Consider the following 22,270-nt stretch of genomic DNA (forward strand, 5'->3'; position numbering starts at 1 on the left):
TCACCTGACCGAAGCAGATAGACTTTTTCATCGTCTTCCACCAGACTACTCTTAACATACAAGGGACACGGCATTGCCCTGTCCTTTTCCCGTAGCTCATTTAAGGGTTTTTCTTGGAGGCAGGAGAGGGAGATTCTTGATCTCTGGGAGCAGCTTTTTCGGGATTAGCCGAAGGCTTCGGACTGGCAATTGCTGGGGCAACTGACGGCTTTGAATTCGCGGTTGGGGATGCCGATGATTTCCGAGAACCAGGGGCTGTTAGCGGTGCAGCAGGGGCTGTTTTAGCGCCTAAAATACTGGCGTCTCCGGTGTAGAAGATGCCGGCGATGCAAGCGCTCATCAGGGTCGCTAAAGTCCCGACAAATAATGCTTTCCAACCGAGTTCGGAAATGTCTTTGCGGCGGGAGGGAATTAGGGCGATCGTGCCGCCGACAAATATGCCGACGGAGGCAATGTGGGCGAAGCCGGAAAGGGCGTAACTGACAATTAAAACTGTACGATCGCTCACCAGTCCTTTCGCCGCCGCTTCTGCTAAACTTTGATAAGCCGGAATCTCCGTTTCTAAAAGCCGCCGTCCGATGATGACTGATGCTATCCAAGAATCCTCAAGGGGAACTCCGGTTAACAAGGTTAGCGGGTAAAACAAGACTCCTTGAATGTTTTGCAGGGTTACGAAACTAAAGATTGTGCCGATCATCTGTAAAATAATATTATCTGAATTTTCCAAGCTGGCCAACGCTCCAAAAGCTTGATTTACCAAGGAAACCAAGCCCAAAATTAAAATCAGAACAGCGGCGATGGCGACTGCCATTTTCACCCCGTCCAAGGCGCCGATTATCGCTGCATCCAAAGGGCTGACTCGTTCGATTGGTGATCCCCCTACAGTCTCTTGTTTAAAAATTTGCCCGTCATGTTCGGCAATTTCTTCGCCCACAAATTCTTTGCGTTTGGGCTTCGGGTATTCCCTGGGAATGCCCCCCATTGTCAGCGGCACTTCGGTTTCCGGTACTAAGAGTTTGGAGAGGACAAAACAAGCGGGAATGGCGATAATTGATGCTGAAACTAAATGCCCTAAAATATTTGGAAAAACTGGCTTCATCAAACTGACATAAATTGCTAAAGTTGAAGAAGCTGCCGTCCCAAAACAGCAAGATAGGATGGCACAAAGTTCGGAACGAGTCATTTTTGGCAAATAAGGCTTGATGACAATTGCGGCTTCAATTCCTAGGAAAATATTGGCGGCGCCGCTAAGTGCTTCCGCGCCGCTCAACCGCATTGTCAGATAAAATATTTTGGTAAAAAATTCGGTGACAATTTGAATCACGCCGATGTTATCAAGCAAGGCTATCAGACCTGAAAAAAAGATTACTGTCGGTAAAGCTCGAAAGGCAAAAATATATCCTAAATTAACTGGCGGATCTTTACCAGGTATTGGTACAACATTGCTCCCGAAGACAAACCTCGCTCCAGTGTCAGCAGCGGTGAATACTCCATCCAGTAAGCTACTAAACCACTCTAGGGCGATGCGAGTTGGGGGGAACAGGAATACTAAAAATCCTAAGACTAATTGCAGACCAATGCCCCAGATGATGACGCGCCAAGGAATATACTTGGACTGTCGGTTTTCTGAAAAAATCCAGGCGATCGCACATAAGCCAAAGATGCCCAGAAATGAGATAAAGTTGTAGATAGACATGAGCCTAGTCCTTGAAATAGCTGAGAATGCCGATCGACAGCTTGCACCACATCAGTTATACTATTCATCTGACGGCAAATGCTAAAAAAAATAAGGGGCAGATAAATTACGCACTCAACAGCGTACTTATGTCATTGCTTAGGTGATTCCGAACTCTGCGGATCTTTAGCAACCCTTGATTTGCCGTAATTACCAGCAGTTTAGATAGAAACTCTAACACATGGAAGCTTTTGCTCCACATCCTCCTGAATGGACTGCGACGGCGGTTCACGCTAATGAGTTTTGCTGTCCCAAGTGCCGCGCTAGCTGCACGGATGCGGCTGAGGTATGGATTAATCGCCGATCGCCAGTATACACCGAGTTCAACCGCCGCAAGTGGCAAGAATTTTATCGCTGCCAGTGTGGCGGTGTGTGGTGGGCTTGGAGTAACGATAGGCCTCCTTCTGAACTTGTGCGTCGTGATCAGAGTTCGGATGACGGCCCGGATGACGGCCCGGATGATGATTTTTAGAACGGTGACAGAATTTTCGCTTTTCGCTTTTCGATTTTATTTAAAATTAGGCTAAGGTGCGCCGAGGCGCACCCTAAATTTAGATATATTAGCGCCAGTTATCAACTAATTCATCACGTCAAGTATTCCCTTGACTACGCCTTCCATGACTCTTTCAATTAAGCTCAATTCATTTTCGCCGATCGACTCATTTAACAGCATGGACTGAATTCGCTGTCTGTCATCGCGAGTCAGTTCGCCTGACGAAAATATCTGCTCTACTATTTGTTCAGTTAGAAATGAGAAAGCTGGAGTTTGCATGGTTGGTCTCTAAAAGCATCAATATTTTGTTTTTAACTTTATTAGAGGAGCCAGTTATGGTGTGGATTTTTGCTATCCCACCCAATCAGTGCTCCAATCATAAAACTCTGGGGGGATTTTGTCAATACACTGGTTACAGATCAATACAAAATTTGCGTTAAATTTCCGACATTCTGGCAACGGGTGGTTTTGGAGTGCGATCGAACACCGGCGGTGGCGGTGTTCGATCGACCTTTTTAAGTTTATTGGCACTTGGGCGGAACATTACAGCTCAAAAAAAATCAAAACGAGAAGAGATTAAAATTGGTAATGGAGAATTAGCTTTTGTGAATTCCCTCTTCCTTCCGGCTAAGACTAATGACTAATGACTAATGACTAATGACTAAGAACTAATGACTAATGGCTTCCTCCAATGACCTATTTTCGTTCTGCTCTAATTTTGACATTAGGTTTTGGGCTGCTACCGCTAGCAGTGCGATCGCAACCAGTAGTTCCTGCTACTGACGGCACGAATACTCTTGTTAAGTCCGAGCAAAATCGCACAGACATTAGCGGCGGGCAACTGTCAGGAAACGGGGCAAATCTGTTTCACAGCTTCAGCCAATTTAATCTCAGCCAAGGTCAAATTGCTAATTTTCTAACTAATCCAAATATTCAAAACATTTTAGGGCGGATTTCCGGCGACAATGTTTCCATAATTAATGGTCTGATTTCTGTAAGCGGCGGCAACTCGAATTTATTCTTAATGAATCCGGCCGGAATTGTCTTCGGTCAAAATGCTAGATTAAACGTGCCGGGGTCTTTTTTCGCAACAACGGCTACAGGTATTGGTTTCGGCGATCGCTGGTTCAATTCTGCCGGAATTAATGATTACAAAGCTTTACTGGGAAATCCTAATCAATTTAATTTTAATAACTCACAAGTCGGTGCAATTGTCAATGCGGGAAACTTGGTAGTTGGCAGCGGGCAAAGTTTAACTTTGCTCGGCGGCACCGTTATTAATACAGGAGAATTATCCGCTCCCAACGGTCAAATTACTGTGGCTGCTGTTCCGGGACAAAATGCAGTCCGTATCAGTCAAGTTGGCAATTTATTGAGTTTAGAGATTACTCCGTCTTGGCAGGCAGAAAAATCGGCGATCGCCCCGGTTTCTTTGCCTCAGTTGCTAACGGGCCCCGGCGTAGCGTCAGCCACAGGTTTAACGAGTAACGAACAAGGTCAATTGGTACTGACTGGCGGCCAAACAGTGGCGATAAATGGGGGAAGTGCGATCGTCTCGGGTTCTGTAAATGTATTTGGCCCTTCTGGGAATGCTGGCGGCACAGTCAATATTTTAGGCGAAAAAGTCGGACTCTTCGGCGCAAATATCAATGCTTCCGGGACTGACGGCGGAGGTACGGTGCGCGTCGGAGGCGGTTGGCGGGGGATGGAACCAGTGCCAAATGCTCAGGTAACTTATGTTAGTCCTGATTCTACGATCGCAGCAAACGCGATCGACCGTGGTAATGGCGGCACTGCGGTAATTTGGTCAGACCATACAACTCGCTTCTTCGGCAATATTAGTGCTCGCGGGGGCATCGCCGCAGGTAACGGCGGAAGAGTAGAAGTTTCGGGCAAAAATGCTTTAACTTTCCAAGGAGAGGTCGATACCCGCGCGACTAACGGTGCGATCGGCAATTTGTTCCTCGATCCGGCAAATATTACGATCGTCAGCGGTAACGGCGACACTAGCGGGGGTTCGACTGGTGGCGGACTCGAAGTGGCACCAGAACCCAACGAAACATCGATCTCAGAAGTGCAGTTGGAACAGATGGCGGCCGGCAGCAACGTGGTTCTAGATACCCCGGGCTACATCACCCTCCAAGACTTGCCCGATAACAAACTTTCGCTGCAAGCGAGAACCGGAGACACCGTAACATTTAGAGCGGGCGGAGTGTTTTTTGTCAATGATCCCAAGGACTCAATCGAGACTCAAGGTGGCAACATCAACTTTTTTGCCAGCAGCATCTCTCTGGGTGGACTCAATGCTAATGGCGGCAATATCGCTATCACTGCTAACGGCATTGACTTCAGAGGCGGCAGCAATTCTGTCAGCAGTGCGGGGGGAACAATTCGCTTGCAACCCAACGATAACCGAGCAATTCGGATCGGTGGCACTGGCGATATTTTGGGCATTTTGGACTTGACGGCAACGGATATCGGCGCTTTGGCAGGGGATTTGGGTTCGATCGCGATCGGGCGCGAAAACAGCAGCTCGATCGCGATCGTCGCACCCATTACCTTCAACAGCCCGCTGACACTTCAAGGCAGCTCGATCGCGATCAACAATCGCCTGAGTACAAGCGGCAGCGCTAGCTTGACTCTCGACGCGCCTCAAACCGATCTCGGCGCCAACATTACGACATCCGGCGGCAATCTCACTTTTACAGGAAACGCATCCCTCAATGCTGACGTGGCTTTGAGCACTCAAGCTACCGGCAACATTCTGTTTTCCGGTAGCCTAGACGGATCTCGCGCCCTGAGACTCGACGCTCAGCGAGTGCGGTTCGGCGCTACAGTCGGTCAAGCTGTACCGCTGGCGAGTTTGAGTGTCAACGCCCGCAGTACCGAGGTTTCGGGCAATATTGCGACATCTGGAGACATGACTTTCAACAGTGCCGTCACAGTCGATCGCACCGCCACCCTAGCCGCTACTACCGGCAATATCGCTTTTGCCAATACCCTCGACAGCACGCCGGGCCGAGCAAATAATTTGACGCTGCGCGCTGGCGGCAACATTACTTTTGACGGCAGAGTCGGTCAAACTCAGAGGTTGGGCCTGCTCTCGGCTGACGCTGCTAGCGTGACGGCTGCTTCCACAATTGCAGCGCGCAGTTTGAGCGTTAACACCCGAGATTCCGCTACCTTCGGGGGGGACAGCACCGCCACTTTGGGAGCCAATATCAAGGCAGCAAATGTCCTCTTAGAGGGTAATTTAAGGACGGATGGCGGCAGCGTGAATCTGCAAGGAAGTGGCAAGGTTCGGACTGGTAATATTACCTCGAACGGTGGGAGCATTCGGGTTGAGGGGAATACTGTTGCTGCGGGTGCGATCGACTCGTCGTCAGTGTCGGGAACTGGAGGCGCGATCGCTCTCAAAAGCAATGCTGGGCCTTTAACTGCGGGAGCTTTGAACGCTTCGGGGGCGATCGGCGGAAATATTGCTGTCAACTCTTCAGCGGGCATTTCGGCTCTCGATCTCAACTCCAGCAGCACTTCAAACAGCAACGGCGGAAGCGTTTCCCTGAGCGCGATTGATAACATTCAGTTGGGCTTTATCAATGCTCAAGGTGGCCCTGGTGGTAGTGGTGGCAGCGTTGATGTGACCACCCTCGGTTTGTTTGGCTCGAACAATGTTTTCAACGATATATCGGGCAATTCTTCCAGTATTTCTACTGCTGGAGGTGCGGGGGCGGGGGCAGTCGCAATTCGCCACGGAGGCGCTCTCGATCGACCGTTTGTAGTTGGCGGCGCGATCGACAATGGAACCAAGGGAAGCATTAATGCTGGCGCGGGAAACGCCATTTTGCCCACTTTTTCTTTTGGACAAACTTACACCCAAGGAAGTTTACCAAATCAGATTTCCCTAATTACACCCGGCCCGCCCTCTACTCCTACACCAATTCCCGACCCAATTCCCGCACCAATTCCCGACCCAATTCCCGCACCAATTCCCGCACCAATTCCCGAACCGCTTGTAGTGCCAGTAGCCCCCGTAAATCCTGATCCGGCGCTGTCACTTCCTGCATCTTTGCAAGTAGAATTGCGATCGCAAGGTCGATACAAAACTCCCGAAATTAGCCAGGATATTTTCGCTCCTTCTCGCAGGCTAGATTCGGCCGGTTCGGGAGTTTTAGCATTTGAGGAAATCTTTACTCGCGAGTACGAAAAATATCTGGACTTGCCCGCCAGAAGACCGATTAGTAATATGTCGGTAATTTACGAAAATCTTCGCAAAAATGAACAAATTACCGGGATAAAATCTGCCATTATTTATATGAATTGGGTCAGCCGAGCGGATGCAGGTGCCGCCAAAGAAAATGGTTCGGTGCTGGTAGCCAGTCAGGATTTATCTAATCTACTGCCTGTGAGAAAAAACCTCGCATCCCAGCCTCCTCATCCGTTAGAAGATAAGTTGACCCAGAGGCTGCAGCCGGATGGCAAAGAAGTTTCCGATGTTCCTAATGGGGAGCTTTTAGAATTAGTGTTAGTAACAGCTAACGCTCAACCGCAGCGCGTTTTAATTCCGGCGACAACGCGCTGGCAGGTGTTGCAACTAGCCGACGCCCTGCAAAGCGAAATAACTAATCCCCGAAAGAGAGGCAGCCTTAGTTATTTGGATACGGCGCAAAAACTTTATCGGTGGTTAATTGCGCCAGTTGCTGCTGAATTGACAGCTTTAAAGATTGACAATTTAATTGTAATTCCGGCAGCAGGTTTGCGAAGCGTGCCGTTTGCGGCCCTTCACGACGGCAAAGGCTTTTTAGTTGAGAAATACAGCATTAGCGTGATGCCGAGTCTGAGTTTAACTGATATCGCCTACGACAATATTGCGGATGATGAAATTTTGGCAATGGGGGCGTCGGTATTTGAAGATAAAGCGCCATTACCAGCGGTACCGGTGGAGTTAGAGTCGATCGCGCCGCCCGATCGCGGAAAATCATTTTTGAATCAAGATTTTACTCTCAGAAATTTGCAAGATCAGCGGGCAAATCGACCTTTTGGCATCATTCACTTAGCAACTCACAGCGAATTCCAGCCCGGTGAACCAAAAAATTCTTATATTCAGTTGTGGGATACTAAATTACGCCTCGATCAAATGCGACAGTTGCGGTGGAATGAACCGCCAGTGCATCTGTTAGTTTTAAGCGCGTGCAGTACCGCTTTGGGCGACGAAGAGGCGGAATTGGGGTTTGCGGGTTTGGCGGTAGCTAGCGGTGCTAAATCGGCTTTGGCGAGTTTGTGGGAAGTCAGCGATGAGGGGACTTTGGGGCTGATGACGGAGTTTTACCGGCAGTTGCGGGCCCCCAGACGCGGTGGCAATTTGATGATTAAAGCGGAGGCTTTGCGGCGCGCGCAATTGGAGATGTTGCAGGGGCGTGTGCGGATTCAAGACGGGATGCTGCGAGTCGAAGGGCTTTCTATGAGTCTAAATTTGCCTCCGGAAATTGCGGCGCGGGGCGATCGACTGCTTTCGCATCCTTATTATTGGGCCGCCTTTACAATGATTGGCAATCCTTGGTAGTGAAGATGTGGAATGAAAAAGGAAAAAGAGGCGTTGCTGAATCAGGGTAAACTGTCGCGCATTTAAAGTGCATATTCGAGGCGGGCGGGACACCCAACCCTACTCCCCACTCGTTGTTTGATGGTTTTTTGACATACAATTTAAATGCCGCAACAGCTTATCATATCAATTCCGGTAGCATCGGAATAGTAAAATCCAGTCAACAGCGATGCCCTGAGCGAAGCCGAAGGGTCAACAATCACGGATAGTGCAACCGGACTTGATCTAATTCATCTGCGTTAATCCGTGTGAACCTGCCCTCATCTGCGGTAAAAAAAAGAGAATTTCTCAGGCCGCAGATGACAAGGGAGTGACGCTGATTCACGCAGATTTGCAGCTTAGCTAGAAATTGGAGTTAGGAGCCAGGAGGAAAGAGTCAGAAGGAAGAAAGAAGGAGCCAGAAGAAGTGTTTTTACAAATATGAGATGCTCCCTGCAAGGATTGCTATATGGGGTGATGTGCACTCGCTTTCATTACATGGTAATATCAATTCCGGCTGCACCGGAATGATATTAAATCCGCGCTTCATCGTCGGGCGTAAAGTCGAATCAAGCTTCCAACAAATAATTCGCGCAATTTTCATTTTTTTGACTCACACTCAACAGTCAACAATGATAAGGAGTGCAACCGGAATCGATATAATTCCCCCTATTTATACTCTAATTATGCAACACATCTCCTAGGAAGACTAACGCCGATCGCACTTCACTCTGTTTTGCCGGATTTTGCAGGAAACAGTGGAGCGATCGCACTAGCGATCGCACTTCACTCTGTTTCCTGCATCTTTATCCGTACTTTATTAAGAAATGTAAATAAAAAATAACTTTTCTTTTAAAGCTTAAGTTTTTCTTAATTTTTAGGGTATTTATGTATTAGAAGATACATGAACTTAATAAATTGACACTTCGTAAACATAAGTATTAATACTTAAAAGAGGCTGCAATAATGATTAACTTAGCTGGCTACGAGATTACTAACCAAATCCATGAAAGTAATAATTCTTTAGTTTACCGGGGACTGAGAAAGCAAGACAACCAACGGGTAATTCTCAAATTTCTCAAACAAGATTATCCGATGCCAGCTTCGTTAGTCAGATACAAGCAGGAATACGAAATTACACACAATCTTAACCTAGAAAGTGTGCCTAAAACCTACAGATTAGAAAGATACCATAACAGTTTGGCTATTATTTTCGAGGATAATGGTGGAGAATCATTAAAGCTCTTGTTGGCTTCTCACCAACTTACATTAGAAGAGTTTTTCTTAACAGCTATTAAAATAACCCGAGCTTTAGGTCAAATTCATCAACATAAAATTATTCATAAAGATATCAATCCCAGCAATATTATTATTAACTCAACCACAGGGCTAGTTCAAATTATAGATTTTGGTATCTCTACTGTTTTAAAGCGCGAAAATCCTACCCTTAAAAGTCCTAATGTTTTAGAAGGCACTCTGAGCTATATATCGCCGGAACAAACAGGCAGAATGAACCGATCGATAGACTATCGCACTGATTTTTACTCATTAGGAGTCACTTTTTACGAAATGCTAACGGGGCAATTGCCCTGGGATTACAGCGATGCAATGGAATTAATCCACTGTCACATTGCCAAACAAGCAGTACCGCCCCATCAAATCAATCTAGCAATTCCTAAAGCTGTTTCTAATATTGTGATGAAGCTATTAGCGAAAACCGCAGAAGCCAGATATCAAAGCCCTTGGGGAATTATCGCTGACTTAGAAGAATGCCTAGAAAAATTAAAAACTACCGGAGGGATTGCAGATTTTGCGATCGCCCAAAAAGATATTACAGATAAGTTTCAAATCCCTCAAAAACTCTACGGCAGAGAAACAGAAGTTGAAACCTTATTAGGAGCCTTTGAGCGAGTCAGCAGGGGCAGCACCGAAATGATGCTAGTATCCGGTTACTCTGGCATTGGTAAATCCGCCTTAGTACAAGAAGTTTATAAACCAATTACTAAAGCCAGAGGTTATTTCATTGCCGGAAAATTCGACCAATTTCAACGAAATATCCCTTACGCGGCAGTTGTCAAAGCCTTTCAATCATTAGTCAAGCAACTCTTAACTGAAAGCGAAAATCAACTCAATACCTGGCAAGAAAAAATATTAGCTGCTGTGGGCGCTAATAGTCAAATTATTGTAGATGTCATTCCTGAAGTAGAATTAATCATTGGCAAACAGCCGCTCGTACAAGAATTAGGCGCTACAGAAGCACAAAACCGCTTTAATTTAGTATTTCAAAAATTCATCCGCGTGTTTTGTTCATTTGACTATCCCTTAGTCATCTTTCTCGACGATTTACAATGGGCTGATTCCGCTACATTGAAATTGCTACAAGTAATGATGGCAGATGAGCAAACGAAATATCTATTTCTAATTGGTGCTTATCGAGACAACGAAGTTAACCCATCTCATCCTTTAATGATGACCTTGGATGAGATGCAAAATCAAGGTGCAAGAATCGAGCGAATTACTTTAGCTCCCTTACACCTTCAGCAGATAGGTAACTTAATTGCTGATACCGTTCGGAAAGACACAAATTCCGCGCTCCCCCTAGCAGATTTAGTGCTCAATAAAACTCAAGGCAATCCTTTTTTTGTCAATCAGTTTCTCAAAACTCTCTATCAAGAAAACCTGCTGAAATTCAATTTTCAACAAAGAAACTGGGATTGGAATATTTCAGAAATAGAATCAGTAGGTATTACTGATAACGTCATTGAATTGATGCTGGGCAAAATGAAAAAACTGCCCCTATCAACTCAGCAAGTTTTGCGTTTGGCTGCTTGCGTGGGTAATAGTTTTGACTTAAACACTCTTTCAATTATTAATGAAAAATCTTGGGGCGCTACATTTCAAGAACTCTTGCCAGCCATCCAAGATGGATTAATTCTAACTACTTCTGAGTTAGGCGCTACCGAATCAGAAATAATTAATTCAGACCTGGTAATTACTACTTATAAATTTTTGCATGACCGCGTGCAGCAGTCAGGTTACGCTTTGATTGACTCAAAGCTGCAAACAGCAATTCACCTACAAATTGGTCGCCTGTTACTGGCAAATATTTCTCCTGAGCGACGAGCCGAAAGACTTTTTGAAATTGCCGATCATTTAAATTCTGGGCGAAATTTAATTATTGATGCTCACGAGAAAACTGAACTAGCTATTTTAAATTTAACAGCCGGTCGCAAAGCCAAAGATGCCACGGCTTATGCTGCTGCCAGAGACTACTTAAAAATCGGTCGAGAAATTTTACCGGGCGATATTTGGCAAGAATCCTACGAACTAGCTTTTACCTTTCATAAGGAGCTGGCAGAGGCCGAATATTTAAACGGCAATTTTGAAGAATCAGAAGCTTTAATACAACTGGCATTTGCCCGGGCAAAATCTGATCTAGAAAAAGCCGAAATTTACAACATTTTGATCGTGCAGTACACTCTGCTGAGTAAATATGAAGAAGCTGTTCAATCTGGCTTAAAAGCCCTTCAATTGCTGGGCATAGACTTGGCTGAAGATAATTTAAACGCGGCGGTTAATGCGGAAATGGCGGCAGCTAAAGCCAACTTGGCAAACCAAGAAATTGCTTCATTAATTCATGCAGAAAAGATGAAAGATCCGGCACAACAAATGGCCATGAAATTATTGGGAAACATGGGGCCGCTAACGTTTTTTTCATCTCAAGAGCTGTGGAAGTTGACTGTGATCAAAGCGATTAATCTTTCTCTCAAGTACGGTTTTGTAGCGGGAGGGTCTTACTGCTATTCATGTTATGGAATTATCCTAAATTCAATTTTAGGGGATTACCAATCGGCTTATGAGTTTGGCAAACTGGCTCTGACTCTCAGCGAAAATTCAAATAACTTGTCTCAAAACTGCCAAGATAGTGTGATATTTGCCAATTACTTAAACTGCTGGGTGAGACCGCTCAAAACCACGGCTGAAATTAATAACGAAGGTTACAAAGTTGGCTTGCAATCGGGCAATTTGCAATGGACTGGTTATAACCGGATGTTTCAAACCATTACCTATTTCTTCCAGGGCATGAATTTGAATAACCTCTTGGAAGATATTGGCAAGTCGCTTCATTTTTGCGAGCAAACTAAAAATCACTGGGCAATTGATATTATTATTGCTAATAAGATAGCGATTTTAAATTTGATGGGCGAAGAGGATGAAGTTAGCGAAAAACAGCATTTAGAAAATTTTCACAGCCGTAAAAGTATGGCAGCGCTATGCGAGTTTTATGTTTTAAAAGCACAGACTTTATATCTTTACGAACAGTATAGTGAGGCCCTAGAAGCATCGGATCGCGCGGCAGAACTGCTCGATTATTTGATGGGTCATATTTCTAGTGCTCACCATCATTTTTACCGTTGTCTAATCTTAACTGCTCTGTATTCAGACGTTTCTGAATCGGAGCGAAAAGATTACTGGGAGCAATTAGAAGCTAATCAGAAACAAATCAAAATTTGGGCGGACAACTGCTCGGAAAGTTTTGCACATAAATTCTCGCTAGTGGCGGCAGAAATGGCGAGAATTTCAGGTCGAGATTTGGAGGCGATGGATTTGTACGATCGCGCGATAGCCCAGGCCAGAGAGCATGATTTTATTCAGAATGAAGCGCTGGCGGCGGAACTGGCTGCTAAGTTCTGGTTGGCGAAAGACAAAGAAGAATTTGCCCAAATCTACTTGACTAAAGCTCACTATGGCTACCAATACTGGGGTGCTAAACGTAAAGTGGAGAGTTTGGAGAAAAAATATCCCCAATTAATCGCGAGAACTTCAGGGAAGACAACCACTCAAACAAAAGTTAACCGAACAACGATTAACGCTACTACTACTAGCAGCAATTTGGGAGATACGTTAGATTTAACTACTGTGATGAAAGCTTCGCAAGCGATTTCGGGTGAAATAGTTTTGAGTAGGCTGCTGGAAAGATTTATGAAAATTGCGATCGAAAATGCTGGCGCCCAAAAAGGCTTTTTGATTTTAGAAAAATCGGGAAACTGGGCGATTGAGGCGGAAGGTTCGGTGAAGGAGGATGAAGTTAGTGTGCTGCGATCGCTTCCTCTCAATTCAACAGCAGCTTCTGGGGGAACTCCTTTGCTGGCAAGTGCGATCGCCAATTATGTGATTCGTACCCAGGAAAATGTGTTGTTAAATAATGCCACTCTAGAAGGACAATTTACTCGCGATCCTTATATTACAGCTACTCAACCGAAGTCTATTCTTTGTACTCCTCTGCTACACCAAGGTAAGCTGACTGGCCTTCTTTATTTGGAAAATAATTTGACTGAGGGGGCTTTTACTACCGATCGCCTAGAATTGTTAAAACTGTTATCTGCCCAAATTGCTATTTCTATTGAGAATGCTCAACTTTACAAAAATTTACAGGAGTTTAATCAAAACTTAGAGCAATTAGTGAGCGATCGTACTCAACAATTATCGAACACCCTAGAGGCTTTAAAAGCCACCCAAACTCAGCTAGTCGAATCTGAAAAAATGGCATCTCTGGGAGGATTAGTTGCTGGTGTTGCCCATGAAATTAATACTCCTATCGGAGTGGGTGTCACTGTTGCTTCAGCTTTAGCAGAAAATACCACCGAATTTGTATCTATTTATAAAAGTGGGAAAATGAAGCGCTCGGATTTAGAAGAGTTTGTCGATATTGCTAGTCAAAGCAGTAAGGCACTTCTAATTAACCTAGATCGGGCGGCAGCATTGATTCAAAGCTTTAAGCAAGTAGCAGTCGATCGCTCTAGCGAAGAACGACGTACTTTCCAGATCAGACCTTATCTTGATGAAATTTTATTACAATTAAAACCAAAGTTGAAAAATAGCCAACATTCGCTTAAAATTAAGGGAGATGGCAAAATTGCTATAGATTCTTATCCAGGAGCCTTGTCCCAAGTGGTGACAAACTTGCTAATTAATTCTCTGATTCATGCCTACGAACCAGGGATTTCTGGGGAACTAATCTTTGCTTGGGAGCAAGAAGGTAATCGGTTAAGGTTTGAATACACCGATGAAGGTAAAGGTATTCCCCCAGAAAACTTAAGTAAAATTTTTGAGCCATTCTTTACCACTAAGCGTGGTCAAGGTGGCAGTGGGTTAGGGTTACATATTGTCTACAATTTAGTCACCCAAAAACTCAAAGGTGAAATTGAATGTCTAAGTGAGGTGGGAAGAGGAACCAAGTTTATTATTAAATTACCCCTGCAAATTGATTCACAAATGTAGATATCCACTGCCGATTTACTGCCCAAGATAACTAAGTCATTCCAGCTCATTAAAAGTCAAATACAGATGACTGAAACGGTTGCTGTCTAACTCTTCTCCCTTCTGCCTTTTTCTTAACAGGTTTTCTAACTTCAAACCTAAACATTAGTAAAAAATAAAGGTGTACAGCAATGAAAAGTGATTTTGACGATTTCTTAACTCAACCATCTGCAGAAACAGTATACTTTGCCGAAGTAATCGACTCGGATGACGAGATATTGTTTGCAGATGAAACCACAGAAGAAAAGCTGACTGAAAGTTGGAAAATTTTAGTTGTAGATGACGAGGATCAAGTTCACACTGCTACCGAAATTTCGTTAAGGAAGTTTGTCTTTGAAAATAAATCTTTAACTTTCATTAATGCTTACTCCGCTCGTGAAGCTAAACAGCTAATCCAAGAAAATCCTGATGTTGCCATCATCTTACTTGATGTAATTATGGAAACAGATGATGCTGGCTTAAACTTTGTTAAATATGTCCGAGAATTTTTAGGCAACCAGTTAGTGCGAATTATTTTACGCACGGGTCAACCCGGACAAGTACCTGAAAAAAGCATTATTATCAATTACGATATTAATGACTATAAAACTAAAACTGAATTAACGACATCAAAGCTATACACTACGATGCTAACAGCTTTGAGAAGTTTTTCTCTAAGTCATAAATTGCAGTCGGAAATAGAGCGGCGCGAACAAGTAGAGAAAGCACTCCGTATCAGTCAAGAAAAAGAACACCAAAAATCTCTTGCCTTAGAACATTTTGTCAAAGAACTGCAAGAAACACAACTCCAGTTAGTTCAAAGTGAAAAAATGTCTAGTCTCGGTCAATTAGTTGCAGGTGTCGCTCATGAAATCAACAATCCGGTTAACTTTATTTACGGCAATCTCTCCCACGCCAACGACTATATTAAAGAACTCATTAATATGTTGAATCTTTACCAAAGGTATTACCCGCAACCCGAAGCAGAAATTGTCCATGAAATAGAAGATGCAGAGTTACCATTTATCATAGATGATTTACCAAAATTGCTTTCTTCCATGCAGTTAGGGATCGAACGCATTCGCAATATTGTTCACTCTCTACGCAATTTTTCGCGGTTGGATGAAACTGAAATTAAATCAGTAGATATCCACGAAGGCATTAATAGCACTTTGATGATCTTACAGCACCGACTAAAGGCTAAGTCTGATCGACCTGCTATTAATGTGATAAAAGACTATGGGGCATTGCCGCTTGTGAACTGTTATGCAGGTCAGCTTAATCAGGTGTTTATGAACCTTTTAGCGAATGCTATAGATGCTTTGGAAGAGCGAGCAAGTAGAGAAAATGGTACAGTTTTTCACCCCCAGATTTTGATTCATACTGAAGTTGTACCGGGGAATTCGCATGACAACATTAGCTCGGCTTCCCACATCCTGGTAACAATTTCTGATAATGGTGTGGGCATGACCGAGAAAGTTCGTGCTAAACTTTTCACTCCCTTTTTTACTACTAAGCCCATAGGAAAAGGTACAGGCATGGGATTGTCCATCAGCCGAAAAATTCTGATAGAAAAACACTGCGGTCAATTGGAGTGTATTTCTACGCCAGAGCAGGGAACGCAGTTTATTATTGATCTGCCGACTATCTGTAGAGCCACTAATATCCCGGCCGTAGCGAATGCCTAGAAAACTTATCTGACTGAATTGATTGCTCATATAGACATCCTTGCAGGAGTCGTAAACTTTTTACTTCACCCCAACCCTCCCCGAACCCGCGGGGAGGGAGTAAGAAATTCATAAATGATTTAGGATTGCTATATCTACAATTTGCTAATCTTCCGATTCCCTATCACAATCAAAGAAATTATTTTGCTTTTATGCGATCGCTGGCGTTGCTTAGTGATACCCTAATTCAGAAACGGCTTTTTGTATAGTAATGTAATGCAATGCAATGCAGGCGATCAACGCTTTTCGCTTTGCCGTAAGTGCCGCCCGATTTCTTGATGACATATGTGCCAAAAATACAGTGATAAATTCAGAAGAGCTAATAATTTAGTGCCATCTTCTAACATCGCGTGTACTCCTAGACTTTGAGACTCATAAATATCCTCAAACCGGGAGATCCCGAACAAGAGAAATGCTACGACTAATGGCAGGTAAGGAGTGGTTTTGATGTATCGCCAAAACTTAACTCCGTAAAGGAAAACAGCACTACCATAACACAAATAAATTAATTTCTTAGATATTCCCAACCGAGAAATAATCAAAGTCATCCGAAACCTGTCATCTAGGAAAAAGACTCCGAGTAGTAAAGCACTAAAAAATAAGAAGATCGCCGCTCGACTGCGCGGATTTTTCTGGCGCAACACTCCAAAAGTAAATGCACAAACTGCGACTGGCACGCACCAGAGGACTTCGGAAACTCCGGTGAGAATGCCTTCGTAAGGGAACCAGAAATTAAAAGGATCGCTAAACAGGCGTTCAACTGCGTCTCCCTTGTTGTTGAGTTTGGCGTATAGGCTCAGGCCGACCAACACCAGGACAGTCAGAGTGTTGAAAGCTGCTAAAAACGGGACACAAAAAAAGTTTTTTTTGAAAAATTCTAAAGAATTGGAAAACTTGGGAATTTTATCGAATAAAGGCAGATGCTTCATAAAAAATGTCTCTAAGCAATAGAGTTCGTTACTTATTCACCGGCAGCCAAACCACAAACGTAGTGCCGCGATCCGTTGGATATAATAAATTAGTTTCTGCAGAGGGCAACCATTCAGGATTGACTGGGGAAAATACTTCTATTTCTCCTTGCATTTGGCGGACTAAATCGCGGGCGATCGCCAAACCCAATCCTGTGCCGGGAATTTCTGTCTGCGCTTTTTCTCCCCGGTAGTGCCGCTCAAATAAATGCTCTAAATCCTGGGGGGGAATGCCGGAACCTGTGTCGCTGACGGCCACTGCTATGGCAGGCAATTGGCTGTATCCTGCCCGATCGCCATCGGCTGCTGTGTACCTTACTTTAATATAAATTTGGCGGCCGGCAGGGGTATATTTCAAAGCATTGTCAATTAAATTGCTCAAAACTTCGCGCAAAGCTCGATCGTTCGCTGAGACTGGTGGCAAATCCGCCTCCAGGTCGGCTACCAATTTCAGATTCTTTTCAGATGCGATCGCCTCGGCGGAAGTTAACAGCGGTTTTAAGACTTCTGTAACAAAACAGGATTCCTCCAAATTGGCCACAGGTGACAGCGACAGAGGAGAATGCCGGATTGATTCCACATTGGAGATTGCTTTTTCTGAAGTGCCCGATCGCAGTTTTAGATGTGCTTCGCCGGTGTCAACAGTTCGATCGAACTGACCGAGCAACTCTTGCAGGCGCTCGCTCTCTCGGACAATACTAAAAGCCACATTGCGGTTTTTGTCTTCCGGTACCAGCCGCCGCGCTAACAGCTTGCCAAAAGTTCGCAACGCTGTCAGCGGACTTTTGAACTGGTGCAGCAAATTGTGCATCGTGTCGTAAACCTGAGCCTGGATTTGCCGAGCCGAACCCAATTCCTGCTGCATCCACTGCGATCGCTGGTCTAAAATGCAGGCGAGGGCTAAGGTGCGAGCAATTTGTTGTATCTGAGCCTCTTCTGGCTCGTTCCAAGGCCTGTCTTGCCGACCGCTGACTAGGAGTCCCATTACAGATCCCTCGTGTATCAGAGGCGTCACAATTTGCCTGCGCTGCTGCCACAAATTCTCCGGGCCTTGGCACTGATAGGAACTCCGCTCATTAGCCGGAAGCGGTTCGGGCGCGATCACCCCCACCGTTGATTCTTCCACAGGAAGAACCGGCGGCGCCAGCAGCCGCGGCACGGGTTTCACTGTCGAACTTTCGGAAGATTGCAGCCTCAACCCCTGATTTTCTTCCGATTCGGCTGAGGTTTCTGGGTAAACCGCGATCGGCACCAACTTTGCTTCGCTGCCTTCTACCAACTCTTGTGTCAGGTATACCGCGCTGAATGTCGCGCCCAAACTGACGGCGATCGCCACCTGCGATCGGCAAAGCTTGACAAATTCTGAACTGGCTGGCATTAACATGAGCGCCACATTAAGATATCTAACGGAATTCTAAGTAAATTACAAATGATCGGTCACCGATTACTGATGAGATACTTCTAGATTTCAGGTTTCTTCCCTTTGATAGAAGGCAGCTATGTTGAAGGCATTGGGCTTTCATGAACCAAAATTGCCCCGCATCGCCGTCCGCGCAGTTTCCACCGATCCCCAAGCTTGGCTTTTGGCGGAACTTGTGGCCAGCCATACCACAACCGCTACACTTTTGTCGATCGGCACGAATGTTAAGATTATGTCGATATATTAAAAACAGTTGAAATTTTGAGCTATAACGGATATACTGACCTCGGATTTGGTAGCTATCATTACAACCTGTCTGCTCATACTGTCTGCTCACAGAGGAGGTAAAGAAATTGGCCAGGAGACGCAAACGCAAGAGTCGCCGCCGACAAGAAGGACGCAGAATTTTAGAGTGTGTGCCTCAATATAGCATCGAGAGCGGCGAAGATAAACCCGTAACAGCCGCTCGTAAGTTCATCCATGCTGAAGGCATTGCTCCCCCAGCTTTGCTGTTAGTCAAGCGTAACGAGCATACCACTGACAGATACTTCTGGGCTGAAAAAGGTTTATTTGGAGCCCAATACGTAGAAGAGAATCATTTCTTGTTTCCCAGCTTAAAGGTGATGTTGGAAGCTACCACAGAAAAAATTCCTGTGGTGTCAGCCAGTCGCGCATAGATCAAAATGTTTAGCTCAAAACATTGACAGCAATGTTTTTCTAACTCTTTTAACAAAAGCGCTAGAGTTCTCATTGTCTGGAGAGTGCCAACTGAAATTTCTGCGAAAAGTCCTTAAGAATTAGGGTATAAGGAGCCATCGCAACAGGCTTGATCGCAGCCCAAGGGCGATCGCCACAATTGGCACTTTCACGATAATGGTTTTTTTTTGACTGTGTTGTCAATCACACAAACAGCCAACGAAAAAGCCGCTCTTTAGTCATCGGTTTTTCAGATCGAAGTCTAAGTACGGCATCTAGCATATCAAAAAACGTTCCGCGCCCAACTTTTAATCGAGCGGTTTCAAATCTAAAGCTTTTTGCATGGCTGCTAGTTCATCGCGGTGAGCTCGGACAGTAACAAAGCTCTTGGTTTGGCTTCCAGACTCAGCAACTGATTCGAGTTTGAGGGAGACTTGCTCAGAGCGTCCAGCTTTTTTCCAGTAAAATACCCCCGCCAGCGGGGATAGCAGTACCAAAGCTAGGAAAATTTGGCCCTGCTGGGGAACTAGCATTCCCAAAACCAGTCCCAAGCACAGAGTGCCACCTGCACTTAGCATGGTTAGAAAAATAGTTAAAAACCAACTAGGCCGCACAAAACCTTCAAAAGTGACTTTATAGTTGGGAGCATCGACGGCTACAACTCGGTAAGCCCTAGAAGCAAAATACTCTTGTAGCTGGGTTAACAGTGACTCTTGGGCGCTCTCGGAAGCCAGCTTGATTTGTTCGATTCGAGCTTTGACTGAGGCCTTGATGAAGAAAAACAAGCCCACAGCCAGCAGCAGCGTGATTAAAAACGTTGAAGAAAGAACAGTAGTATCCATCGGTAGAAGTTTGTGTAATTGAAATTATCTACTATTACTTTACAGAAATTTACATACGAAAGCGATCGAGGACTTACGCAGACACTTTGTTATCCAAATTCGCAGAAAGCTTTGTAGCAAGGCGTTTTTCTCTCCATCACCCAATTCCCATATCTCCCCATCGTCGCTAATTCTCAAGTGACAATGCGTAAGTCCTGACGTAGTGTAGCTGCTTTAATCGCTGTGCGGCGGGCGATCGAGCAAAGCGAAGGCAAGGAAGGCAAATCGCTTTGCAAGTAGCGCCAGCATCTCCAGGGTTTAGGCATCCGATTCCAACTCGGCTAACCTGTGTGACCAGTTTCTAAGGCGTGGGAGCGACGCCCTGACGCGCCGTTTCCCTGACCAATGTACTCATGCCAGAGACGAGCGAGGTCTTGAGCTTGGTGCCGCCACTCAGCGAGGATTTGATACATCCGGCGGGGGCGGCCTCGTCCTTCTACTTTTTTCCAGTAACCTGTGATTACGCCTTCATCTTCGAGGAACTTCAGAGCGCTGTAGAGAACGGTATCAGAAAGTCGGTAGATGGGGAATTCCCTCTCTAGTTGGCCAATCAGTTCTGTACCGTAGGAATCTCCGCGCAATAACACGGAGAGAATGTAACACACCGCTAATTCCTTGTTTAGATAAACAGGAGGGGGGTCTTGAAAAAATTGATAGATATGTTCAAACTTCATCTGTCTTGTCCGCTGGAAACTCTCGTGATACCGTCAGGTTAACGGGAGAGGAAAGCGGGGCGGGGTGTGCCGCTTCCTAATGATTAAGTGGGACACCGGGGAAACAGAGGTGCAGTATTTCCCCAGTGAATGTAGATAGCCCCAAACGCTTGTCCTGCACTTCGGTAATGTTTGCCTGCGCCTTGGTTGAGCCGCACTGGCGTAACTAGCCCAATTTTGTTGCTCTTCCAATCTATCGCAGCGACTATTGTCAAGTGTGCGATCGCCTGCAAGAGTTGGCAGTTACTTTGGGAGTTAGTGTTTTAACTGAATTTGCCGTTGATGTTGGCGCTCTAGCTTGGCTTTAAACCGAACTCAGGCCTAACATAGCCCGCAGTGTAAAAGTTAGAAAGACAAAAGTCGCTACAATTGAACTAATCAGGGCGATCGCAGTTGCTGGTCGATCGAGCAGGGGTTTGAGTCGCTCGAACAGGAAAAAGAAAATTCCCAGACATATCGTAATGAAAAAGCGCGGGTAGCGAGAGACGTTATTAATAAAATCTTGCATGAGCTTGGTGGGGTAAAGTGTCACAGCTCGATCTTTGACTGGTAACACTTGTGAGCGAGTTAGACAATTTTGGCACAGCCAGAGCTAAATCTGCCGATCGGGCGATCGGGCATTTTTGCCGGCGAGGCTGACATATATAATTCTAACGAAAACTTTTCGCCGATCGATCGGGCACTGTCTGTTTAATGCCACGCCACCTCCGGTAAGAACTTCAGAAGTATTTCTATTGAGTTCTAGTTGTGATAAATATTATAGGGCCGTTATTTCTAGATAAATGTCTGCTTCCGCACCTTCTTTCGTCTTGCCACGTCCTTTTCTGAAATGGGCAGGAGGCAAAACTAGGTTGATTGGACAATATCAACCTTATTTTCCTGAAAAGTTCACAACTTACTACGAGCCTTTTTTGGGTGGCGGAGCTGTATTTTTTTACTTAGCACAGCAGCACCCTGGTTTGCAAGCTGTTTTAACAGATATTAATCCTGAGTTGATTAATGCTTATCGCTGTGTCAAGGATAAAGTTGAGGAAGTGATTATACTTTTAGAGGAGCATCAGTTAGAACATACCAAGGACAATAAAGATTATTATTACTGGGTGCGATCGCACTCCTACAAAACAGATACCGAAAAAGCAGCACGCCTGATTTACCTAAATAAAACTTGTTACAACGGCCTCTACAGAGAAAACTCAAAAGGTGAATTTAATGTTCCCATAGGTCGATACAAAAATCCTAACATTTGTCAAGCAGATTTACTGCGATCGGTGTCATCTTTACTCGCGCCCGCTCAAATAGAAGTCAGAAAATTCGAGGAAATTTTGGATTTTGCTACAAGCAGCGAAGACTTTGTTTATTTTGACCCGCCTTATTATCCAATCAGTGCCACCAGTAACTTTACGACTTACAGCCGGGATAATTTCAAAGAATCTGAACAGCTTAAACTGAGAGATATTTTGGTCGAACTTGCAGAACGCGGCGTAAAAGTTCTGCTGTCTAATTCTAACTGCGATTTCATCGAGAAAATATACAGCGATAGTCAAGTTTTTCAAAGACATCGTACCCCCCAACTCATTGAAATATCAGCATCTAGGGGAATTAATTCTAATAGTTACAAGCGCGGAAAAATCAAAGAATTATTAATACGTTCATTTTAAATCTTACTTAAGCAAAGTCTCTAATTAGGGCTTGCTGAATATATCGATCGCACTTGAGGTAGCCTGGGTTTTGAGCGCGCGATCGAGAATAAAGTGCA

General features: G+C 44.9%; 16 protein-coding genes. 7 read left to right on the plus strand and 9 right to left on the minus strand.

Annotated elements, in window-relative coordinates:
* Positions 1 to 100: 100 nt before the first annotated feature.
* Positions 101 to 1,696, minus strand: a complete 1,596-nt coding sequence (locus tag QUA40_RS20940) for a nucleoside transporter C-terminal domain-containing protein (RefSeq protein ID WP_333129357.1) — start codon at positions 1,694 to 1,696, stop codon at positions 101 to 103.
* A gap of 220 nt (positions 1,697 to 1,916) precedes the next feature.
* Here QUA40_RS20940 and QUA40_RS20945 point away from each other — a divergent pair, with 220 nt between their 5' ends.
* A complete protein-coding gene (locus QUA40_RS20945) occupies positions 1,917 to 2,207 on the plus strand; it encodes a hypothetical protein (RefSeq protein WP_333129359.1) in 291 nt (96 codons plus the stop codon).
* A gap of 105 nt (positions 2,208 to 2,312) precedes the next feature.
* Here QUA40_RS20945 and QUA40_RS20950 read toward each other — a convergent pair whose 3' ends face one another.
* Positions 2,313 to 2,507, minus strand: coding sequence for a hypothetical protein (locus QUA40_RS20950; protein WP_333129362.1), 195 nt, complete (start codon positions 2,505 to 2,507; stop codon positions 2,313 to 2,315).
* 412 nt (positions 2,508 to 2,919) lie between these two features.
* On the opposite strand from QUA40_RS20950, the gene QUA40_RS20955 reads away from it, so the two are divergent.
* The 3 genes from QUA40_RS20955 (at position 2,920) to QUA40_RS20965 (ending at position 15,797) form a co-directional block, all read left to right on the plus strand.
* On the plus strand, positions 2,920 to 7,791 hold the full coding sequence (locus tag QUA40_RS20955; RefSeq protein ID WP_333129364.1) for a CHAT domain-containing protein: 4,872 nt from the start codon (positions 2,920 to 2,922) through the stop codon (positions 7,789 to 7,791).
* A 984-nt stretch (positions 7,792 to 8,775) separates the two neighbouring features.
* Positions 8,776 to 14,091, plus strand: a complete 5,316-nt coding sequence (locus QUA40_RS20960; protein ID WP_333129366.1) for an ATP-binding sensor histidine kinase — start codon at positions 8,776 to 8,778, stop codon at positions 14,089 to 14,091.
* 170 nt (positions 14,092 to 14,261) lie between these two features.
* Positions 14,262 to 15,797 (plus strand): ATP-binding protein, encoded by a 1,536-nt coding sequence (locus QUA40_RS20965; RefSeq protein WP_333129368.1) that lies wholly within the window; start codon positions 14,262 to 14,264, stop codon positions 15,795 to 15,797.
* Between the two features lie 275 nt (positions 15,798 to 16,072).
* Here QUA40_RS20965 and QUA40_RS20970 read toward each other — a convergent pair whose 3' ends face one another.
* Both QUA40_RS20970 and QUA40_RS20975 read right to left on the minus strand, forming a co-directional pair.
* Positions 16,073 to 16,765: a hypothetical protein gene (locus tag QUA40_RS20970; RefSeq protein WP_333129370.1), complete on the minus strand. Its 693-nt coding sequence runs from the start codon at positions 16,763 to 16,765 to the stop codon at positions 16,073 to 16,075.
* 28 nt (positions 16,766 to 16,793) lie between these two features.
* The gene (locus QUA40_RS20975; RefSeq protein ID WP_333129372.1) at positions 16,794 to 18,182 is read right to left on the minus strand and encodes an ATP-binding protein; all 1,389 of its coding nucleotides are present in this window, start codon (positions 18,180 to 18,182) and stop codon (positions 16,794 to 16,796) included.
* 121 nt (positions 18,183 to 18,303) lie between these two features.
* Here QUA40_RS20975 and QUA40_RS20980 point away from each other — a divergent pair, with 121 nt between their 5' ends.
* Entirely contained in the window at positions 18,304 to 18,471 is a 168-nt protein-coding gene (locus QUA40_RS20980; protein ID WP_333129373.1) for a hypothetical protein, read from the plus strand.
* Between the two features lie 106 nt (positions 18,472 to 18,577).
* Positions 18,578 to 18,901, plus strand: coding sequence for a DUF3155 domain-containing protein (locus QUA40_RS20985; RefSeq protein WP_006635576.1), 324 nt, complete (start codon positions 18,578 to 18,580; stop codon positions 18,899 to 18,901).
* A gap of 327 nt (positions 18,902 to 19,228) precedes the next feature.
* On the opposite strand, the gene QUA40_RS20990 is transcribed toward QUA40_RS20985, so the two are convergent.
* The 5 genes from QUA40_RS20990 to QUA40_RS21010 form a co-directional block, all read right to left on the minus strand.
* The gene (locus QUA40_RS20990; RefSeq protein ID WP_333129375.1) at positions 19,229 to 19,762 is read right to left on the minus strand and encodes a cofactor assembly of complex C subunit B; all 534 of its coding nucleotides are present in this window, start codon (positions 19,760 to 19,762) and stop codon (positions 19,229 to 19,231) included.
* A gap of 173 nt (positions 19,763 to 19,935) precedes the next feature.
* Positions 19,936 to 20,067 carry a hypothetical protein gene (locus tag QUA40_RS20995; RefSeq protein WP_333078057.1) on the minus strand — a complete coding sequence of 44 codons (132 nt, stop codon included), beginning with the start codon at positions 20,065 to 20,067 and terminating at the stop codon, positions 19,936 to 19,938.
* 15 nt (positions 20,068 to 20,082) lie between these two features.
* A complete protein-coding gene (locus tag QUA40_RS21000; RefSeq protein WP_333129378.1) occupies positions 20,083 to 20,475 on the minus strand; it encodes a PadR family transcriptional regulator in 393 nt (130 codons plus the stop codon).
* An 83-nt stretch (positions 20,476 to 20,558) separates the two neighbouring features.
* Positions 20,559 to 20,747: a hypothetical protein gene (locus QUA40_RS21005; RefSeq protein ID WP_333129380.1), complete on the minus strand. Its 189-nt coding sequence runs from the start codon at positions 20,745 to 20,747 to the stop codon at positions 20,559 to 20,561.
* Positions 20,748 to 20,818: 71 nt separating this feature from the next.
* Complete coding sequence (locus tag QUA40_RS21010; protein WP_190657763.1) at positions 20,819 to 21,022, minus strand: DUF751 family protein; 204 nt, start codon at positions 21,020 to 21,022, stop codon at positions 20,819 to 20,821.
* Positions 21,023 to 21,296: 274 nt separating this feature from the next.
* Here QUA40_RS21010 and QUA40_RS21015 point away from each other — a divergent pair, with 274 nt between their 5' ends.
* Entirely contained in the window at positions 21,297 to 22,172 is an 876-nt protein-coding gene (locus QUA40_RS21015) for a DNA adenine methylase (protein ID WP_333129382.1), read from the plus strand.
* Positions 22,173 to 22,270 lie beyond the last annotated feature (98 nt).

Origin of the sequence: Microcoleus sp. Pol11C3, from assembly GCF_036701485.1 — a bacterium.
Classification (GTDB): Bacteria; Cyanobacteriota; Cyanobacteriia; order Cyanobacteriales; family Microcoleaceae; genus Microcoleus.

Bases quoted from the DNA above. Each gene is read 5' to 3' on its own strand.
- QUA40_RS20945 (WP_333129359.1), top strand. From the start codon at position 1,917: ATGGAAGCTTTTGCTCCACATCCTCCTGAATGGACTGCGACGGCGGTT.
- QUA40_RS20980 (WP_333129373.1), top strand. From the start codon at position 18,304: ATGTTGAAGGCATTGGGCTTTCATGAACCAAAATTGCCCCGCATCGCC.
- QUA40_RS20960 (WP_333129366.1), top strand. From the start codon at position 8,776: ATGATTAACTTAGCTGGCTACGAGATTACTAACCAAATCCATGAAAGT.
- QUA40_RS20970 (WP_333129370.1), bottom strand. From the start codon at position 16,765: ATGAAGCATCTGCCTTTATTCGATAAAATTCCCAAGTTTTCCAATTCT.
- QUA40_RS20975 (WP_333129372.1), bottom strand. From the start codon at position 18,182: ATGCCAGCCAGTTCAGAATTTGTCAAGCTTTGCCGATCGCAGGTGGCG.
- QUA40_RS20940 (WP_333129357.1), bottom strand. From the start codon at position 1,696: ATGTCTATCTACAACTTTATCTCATTTCTGGGCATCTTTGGCTTATGT.
- QUA40_RS20955 (WP_333129364.1), top strand. From the start codon at position 2,920: ATGACCTATTTTCGTTCTGCTCTAATTTTGACATTAGGTTTTGGGCTG.
- QUA40_RS20990 (WP_333129375.1), bottom strand. From the start codon at position 19,762: ATGGATACTACTGTTCTTTCTTCAACGTTTTTAATCACGCTGCTGCTG.
- QUA40_RS20965 (WP_333129368.1), top strand. From the start codon at position 14,262: ATGAAAAGTGATTTTGACGATTTCTTAACTCAACCATCTGCAGAAACA.
- QUA40_RS21015 (WP_333129382.1), top strand. From the start codon at position 21,297: ATGTCTGCTTCCGCACCTTCTTTCGTCTTGCCACGTCCTTTTCTGAAA.
- QUA40_RS20950 (WP_333129362.1), bottom strand. From the start codon at position 2,507: ATGCAAACTCCAGCTTTCTCATTTCTAACTGAACAAATAGTAGAGCAG.
- QUA40_RS20995 (WP_333078057.1), bottom strand. From the start codon at position 20,067: ATGCCTAAACCCTGGAGATGCTGGCGCTACTTGCAAAGCGATTTGCCT.
- QUA40_RS21000 (WP_333129378.1), bottom strand. From the start codon at position 20,475: ATGAAGTTTGAACATATCTATCAATTTTTTCAAGACCCCCCTCCTGTT.
- QUA40_RS21010 (WP_190657763.1), bottom strand. From the start codon at position 21,022: ATGCAAGATTTTATTAATAACGTCTCTCGCTACCCGCGCTTTTTCATT.